Origin of the sequence: Hyphomonas sp., assembly GCF_040882205.1 — a bacterium.
GTDB lineage: Bacteria > Pseudomonadota > Alphaproteobacteria > Caulobacterales > Hyphomonadaceae > Hyphomonas.
Genome location: NZ_JBBEBT010000096.1, coordinates 1 through 6,182, shown reverse-complemented (window position 1 = coordinate 6,182; position 6,182 = coordinate 1). Strand labels below are relative to the sequence as shown.

Annotated in this window: 4 protein-coding genes; 1 reads left to right on the top strand and 3 read right to left on the bottom strand. The window is 62.9% G+C overall.

Annotated features, from left to right (window positions below):
* Positions 1-277: 277 nt before the first annotated feature.
* Positions 278-1,189 carry an EamA family transporter RarD gene (gene rarD / locus WEA77_RS04075; protein WP_368066587.1) on the bottom strand — a complete coding sequence of 304 codons (912 nt, stop codon included), beginning with the start codon at positions 1,187-1,189 and terminating at the stop codon, positions 278-280.
* Positions 1,190-1,312: 123 nt separating this feature from the next.
* Here rarD and WEA77_RS04070 point away from each other — a divergent pair, with 123 nt between their 5' ends.
* Entirely contained in the window at positions 1,313-2,590 is a 1,278-nt protein-coding gene (locus tag WEA77_RS04070; RefSeq protein WP_368066586.1) for an amidohydrolase family protein, read from the top strand.
* Here WEA77_RS04070 and WEA77_RS04065 read toward each other — a convergent pair.
* Together WEA77_RS04065 and WEA77_RS04060 are read right to left on the bottom strand one after the other, a co-directional pair.
* On the bottom strand, positions 2,569-4,398 hold the full coding sequence (locus tag WEA77_RS04065) for a sulfotransferase (RefSeq protein WP_368066585.1): 1,830 nt from the start codon (positions 4,396-4,398) through the stop codon (positions 2,569-2,571). The genes WEA77_RS04070 and WEA77_RS04065 overlap by 22 nt on opposite strands.
* Positions 4,399-4,465: 67 nt before the next feature.
* A partial coding sequence (locus WEA77_RS04060) for a TonB-dependent receptor (RefSeq protein WP_368066583.1) occupies positions 4,466-6,182 on the bottom strand: 1,717 nt, incomplete at its 5' end.

The following is a 6,182-nucleotide window of genomic DNA, read 5'->3' as shown; positions in this document are numbered from 1 at the left end:
ATCCACCTGTCGGTCGCGACGCTGGTGCATGCCGGCGTCGTCCTGCTCGCAGCCCGGCTCGGCGCCCGGCTGGAGATCTGGCGCATGTCGCTCACGGCGCGGTTAACCTTCGCAGGCCTGCTGATTGCCATCGCCGTCTGGCTTGCCCTCACCCCGCCCCGCACCTGAGCGTGCGTCTGGCACGGCCATTGCATGCCTTCCGGCGGATCAGACAATGCTCTCATCAGCATTTGGCAGACTTGGCGGCGGCGCTTGCGGGCTCTGCCGCTTTTTTGCCTCAGGCCGGCTCCGCCGCCCGCGCCAGCCGCCGCGCCTTGGCGTCCCCCAGAAGGCTGTCGGCCGTGAAGATGGCCAGCGCCGTCCAGATAAAGCCAAACGCAATGCCATGCGTCAGGCTGAATGCCTCCTTGAACACGAACACTGCGATCAGGAACTGCAGGGTCGGGCCGATATATTGCATCATGCCGATGGTGGAGAGCTTCAGCCGCTTGGCGGCGAGCGCAAACAGGATCAACGGGAAGGCCGTGATCGGCCCTGCCGCGATCAGGAGGGCAATATCCCAGCCGGCCTCTCCCATCCAGCGCCCGGGAACCTGCGTCGTCGCAAACCAGACCAGCCAGAGCGCGGCGAGCGGCGCCAGAAAGGCGACCTCGACAAGGAAACCCGCGCGACTGTCGATGACGACCTTCTTCCGGATGACACCATAGCAGGCAAACGTGGTGCACAAGGCCAGCGCTACCCAGGGCACATGACCGAAGGCGAAGGCCATGATCACGACGCCGGTTGTGGCAATGCCCACAGCAATCCACTGCGCTAGGCGAAGGGTCTCTGAAAAGATCAGCATTCCGAACAACACGTTGACCAGCGGGTTGATATAATATCCCAGCGAAGCTTCCATCGCGCGGCCAGCGTTCACCGCCCAGATGTAGATTGCCCAGTTCGCCCCGATCAGCACGCTGGATACCGCCAGCCATTTCAGGTTGGAGCCCTTGAAAGCCGCCCTTACGTCACGCCAGTTGGCCGCCAGCGCAATCAGCAGGATCGCTGTCGGCACAGACCAGATGACCCGGTGCGCCAGCAATTCGAGCGCACCGACATGTTTCATGGCACGGATGTACAGAGGCAGGCTGCCCCAGATCAGGTAGCAGCCGAGGGCGGCAGGAAATCCGAGGCGGAGTGCGGCGTTCATGCGCGCGACCTATAGGCCGCTGCCCAAAACTGCGCCACCCGGATTTTGCGGGCCCCGGCTGGCTGGCCAACGCCCTTGCCAGGCGCTAGGTCTGAGGAACAAACAGACCCCCGGAACCGTGCCATGCTTCGCGCTCTCCTGACCGCTGCCAGCCTCCTCGCCCTCAGCGCCGCCGCCTCTGCCGAAACCCTTCTTCTCTCCGGCGGTCATGTCATCGATGTCGAACGCGGCACCGTGATGAGGGACCATGACATCCTCGTCGAGGACGGCCGCATCAAGGCCGTGGGCCGGGCCGGAACGCTCGGCTCTTCGGGCGCAGCGCGCATCGAGATGAACGGCGCTTTCCTGCTGCCCGGCCTCTCCGACAGCCACGTCCACCTGACCAGCCGCTCTGACCTTCACGGCTACCGCCGCCTCGCGGTCTCTACTTCCCGTTCGGCGATTTCAGGCGTCGCCAACGCCGAGAAGACGCTGCGCGCCGGCTTCACAACCGTGCGTAATCTCGGCGGCCCGGGTTTCGCCGATGTGGATCTCAAGGATGCCATCGACTCAGGCGAAGTGCCCGGGCCCCGCATCATCCCGGCCGGCCAGTCGATCGGCATCACGGGCGGGCATTGCGACAACAACCTCCTCCCCTATGAAGACCGCGCCATCGGCGGCGGCGTCGCAGATGGTCCCTGGGCGGTGCGCCAGAAGGTGCGCGAGAACAAGAAATACGGCGCCGAAGTGATCAAGTTCTGCGGCACCGGCGGCGTGCTCTCCAAGGGCACGACCATCGGCGCGCAGCAGTTCACGCTCGAGGAAATGAAAGCCATCGTCGACGAAGCGCATGAGCTTGGCCTCAAGGTCGCCGTGCACGCCCACGGTGCCAAGGGCATCGCCACCGCCATCGAGGCAGGCGTCGATTCCATCGAACATTCGAGCCTGATCACGGACGAGAGCATCAAGGCCGCGATCAAAAAGGGCATCTTCCTGTCGATGGACATCTACGTGTCGGACTTCATCCTCGGCGAAGGCGAAGCGGCCGGCATCCTTCCGGAATCGCTTGAGAAGGAAAAGATCGTCGGCCAGGCGCAGCGCGAGCGGTTCCAGGCCGCCGTGAAAGCCGGCGCCCGAATTGCCTTCGGCACCGATGCCGGCGTCTATACCCACGGCTTCAACGCCCGCCAGTTCGCTTTCATGGTCAAATGGGGCATGAGCCCCGCCGAAGCGATCCGCGCCGCCACGATGGGCAATGCCGAACTCTTCGGCCTCGCCGGCGAGATCGGCTCCCTCACCGCCGGCAAGCGCGCCGACATCATCGCCGTCACCGGTGATCCGCTCGCGGATGTCCGGGAGCTTGAGGATGTCGACTTCGTGATGAAGGACGGCGCCGTTTTCTATGATGGACTGGGGCAATAGTCAGCCCGGAGATAGGGGTCGAACCGCGCCAGCGAACCAGGACCGAGCGCCGTCCTGAGCGCATCCAGATGCCGCCCGGCACGGCGCCAGGCGCCAATGCCCTGCGTGTATAAGGGCTGACGGACCTGCTCGCTGCTGGCGGTCCGCACGGCGCGGCCGGAGGTGTGAAATTCGAGGCAGGCGGCCTCGAACGGCACACCGATATGCTCGAGCAGGCGGCGGATCTCGCGCTCCGGCGCAGCCACAAGCTCCTCATACTGAACATGCAGAATTTTTCCAGGCAGCACGGCGTCCCAATGGTCCATCAGGCGCAGATAGCCATTATAGTAGCGCCCGATCCCCTCGAGACTGTAGCTGAAGGTCGAGCCTTGCGTAAAATACTGCTTGTAAAGGCTTAGCCCGCAATCGAGGGGGTTTCGGCGAATATCGATGATTGCCGCGTGCGGCAGGATCTTGTGGATCAGGCCCACGTGTTCGAAGTTGAACGGCATCTTGTCCGTAAAGATGCGCGTGTTCCCGGCGCGGAACAAAGCGCTCTCGGAGAGATAGCGCTGCCCGAGGGCGGCGAGGTCTTCCGGCCCGATCCGTCCGAGATTGGCCAGATAGTCGCCGCCAAACCGGTCTACGCAGAGCCGGTGCGCGCGCCGCTTCACGCTGGGCAGCACGGGCAGTTCATGCGTGCCTTCGATTTCGGAATGGCTGGCGAGAATCTGTTCCAGCAATGTCGAGCCGGAGCGCGGCAGGCCGACGATGAAGATTGGTACCGGGGCGCCCGGCTGAGGCGGCGCCTGCGCGGCGAGGGCCTGCGGCGTGATCGACGCGGCCAGACGGCTGATCGCATTCGAGAAGGCCTGAGGGTCAAACCGGTCACCGGGGCGCAGCTGGTTGGCGGTATGGTAGAGCGCCATCGCTCTGTCCCAGTCGCCTTCCACTTCGCTGGCTCTGGCGAGCGAGAATGCGGCCATGGTTTTCTGATCAGGGCTGGCCTGAGGGCTGGCCATGAGCGCGCGCATCTCAGCCGTGTCGGCCTCAGGAAAACGGACTGTCTTCATGTCTGCGAGCGCCCACCAGGCGGCGCCATTCAGCGGGTTGCGTAAAAGGGCCGCACGCATCGAAGCCTCACCCCTCCCGCGCTCACCGAGGATCCTGTAAATCTGCCCACGGACGAGATCGATCTCACTCAGCTTCAGGGGATCACTGGCGGCGGCGCGTTCGGCCCGGTCGCAGGCTGCTAGGGATTCGGCGTTCTGGCCAAAGCGCAACAGGATGTTGGCGAGGCCCCAATGCCCTTGGAAGCCGCCTTCGATCCCGGCTATCTGACGGGCCGTTTCGAGGGCCGCGCCATAGGCGCCCGACTCCTCCTGAGCCGACAGAAGGAGACTGCGCAGGAACAGATTGGCCGGAGAGGCGCTGGTTCCCGCTTCGAGAACGGCGATGCGCGAGGCATCATCGCCGCTGGCCTGCGCAATATGAGCGAGCGTGAAGACAGCTCTCGGATGTCCGGGTTGGGCCTCGAGCATGCGCCGGGCGGCGGCGCCAGCGCCGGCAAGGTCACGCCGCTGCATGCTGGCCTGTATGGACCGGAACTCAGCCTGCAGCGGGTCGCACTGCTCGGCGGCGTACACCGCCCTGAGCGCGTCGGCATAGGCGTTCTGGGTGTAAAGAAGGTATCCGAGCCGGATCCAGCCGGCATAGAAGCCCGGGTCGGCGGCAAGCTCCTGCTTCAACCGTGCAATTGCGGCGGCAGGATCAGCGGCGCAGAGCGCATCGATCTCGCGCATGAGCGCAGCACGGGATGTGTCGTTCATCGAGCGTCTCTAACAAAAAATGCGGAGGCTTTCACCTCCGCATTCCAGTCTGGCAATAGGTTGCAGGCTATTGCCGGTAAGTCACACCAAAGAAGAAGAACCGGCCACGCGGACCAACGGGCCAGGCGGTCTGGTTCGAGAAGGGCTCTTCGTCGGCTATGTTGTTGACGCCGCCGTAGACGCTGAGCGAATCGCTGAACTCGTAGCTGGCATTGGCATCGAAGATGTAGGTCTCGTCGAAGAAGCCGTCATCGCCGTAGAGTGCCTGGCGGCCGTAGAGACCGAGAACGTCCTCGATCGCGTCAACCGACTGACGGCTCTGATAGTTCGTCTGGAGGCCCACACGCAAGGGGCCACGAGCCCAGCTGAGGTTCAGCGTGCCCGAAAGCTCCGGCAGTTGAATTTCCTCGATGGCAGGGTTGATTTCCGTTGGGTCGGCCGGATTGAAGAATTGATCGAGCTTCTCCTGGTAAGAACCGACAAGGCGTGCGCCGAAGCTGTTCTTGGCGACATCGAAAGTGTATCCGACCGCAAAATCAACACCGCTGGCTTCCAGTGCCGCGAAGTTGATCTGTCCGGTTTCAAGGAAGTTCAGGCCGCCATCAGCACGGCGTGTATACGAGCCGCAAAAGGGGACATTGTTATAGCTGCCCGAGTCGAGACAGCCCTCGAGGATATCGTTTGCTCCAACTGCCTGGATCGCATCCTCAATCGTAACGTCCCAATAGTCGACAGTCAGAGACAGTCCTTCGATGAAGCTTGGTGCATAAACCAGGCCCAGCGTGATGGTTTCGGCGGTCTCGACATCGAGAGCGGGATTGCCACCGGAAACGCCGGAGAAGCGGCCCGTCAGCGGGTTGACCCAGATATAATTTCCGCCGCCGCCAACGATCTGACTCAACGGGACGCCGGCTGCCTGCAGGTCCGCGATACAGTTCGCTTGGCGGACCGAGGTTCCGAGGCCGACGTTACCCGGGTCGCAAGGGTCGGCAGTGGCCGAAATGGTGATCGGCAGTTGCGGGTCGAACAATTCCGAAATGTTGGGTGCGCGCACCGCTTCCGACTTTGTCGCACGAAAATTAAGGTCAGCAAAGGGCGCCCAGGTACCGCCGACTTTCCAGGTATTCGCTTCGCCGAGCGTCGAGTAGTCAGCCCGCCGGAAAGCGCCGTCAAGAGTAAGCTCCTTTGCAAACGGACGGTCCCGGAAGATCGGGAGCCTGACTTCGGCAAAGGTGTCATACACATCGTAGCTGCCCGAGGTGTTGAACTGCTGGTCGTTATCGATGCTTGTGTAGGAGAATAGGAATGGATCGACACTGCTGACCTGAACGCCGGGCGTGAAGGACGTTGTCGCCGGCAGGATGCCAAGCGTGATCGGATCAAGCTTGTTATCACTCGACTCATCGCGGTATTCAGCGCCAAGAGCGTAGCCGATGGGCCCGTCCAGCAGGAAGTCGAGAACTTCGAACTCGCCTGTGGTAATTGCGGAGATTACGGTCTGCTCGACAGTGAGTTCGTCCTCGAGGCTGGCGGTAACGAACTCCTGGGCTTCGCGGCTGGCCGCATACCGGCCGAATGGGTTCAGCGGTGCGCAGGAGCCATCGCCCGGGGTGAAGGAGTAGTATCTGTCGGATGCAAAACCGCCATCCGCGAAGCCGTTCAAGGCAGTAAAATAATCTATCTCGTAGGCGGCGGCCGGATCAATGTCCGAGCGACAGATAGCCTGGCCGTTGACGATCACCGAGTCCATCGCGGCAAAAACGCGGTCAAGGTAGAGGCCAGGG

Coding starts and splice junctions, on each gene's coding strand:
- rarD (WP_368066587.1), bottom strand. CDS start 1,189: ATGAACGCCGCACTCCGCCTCGGATTTCCTGCCGCCCTCGGCTGCTAC.
- WEA77_RS04065 (WP_368066585.1), bottom strand. CDS start 4,398: ATGAACGACACATCCCGTGCTGCGCTCATGCGCGAGATCGATGCGCTC.
- WEA77_RS04070 (WP_368066586.1), top strand. CDS start 1,313: ATGCTTCGCGCTCTCCTGACCGCTGCCAGCCTCCTCGCCCTCAGCGCC.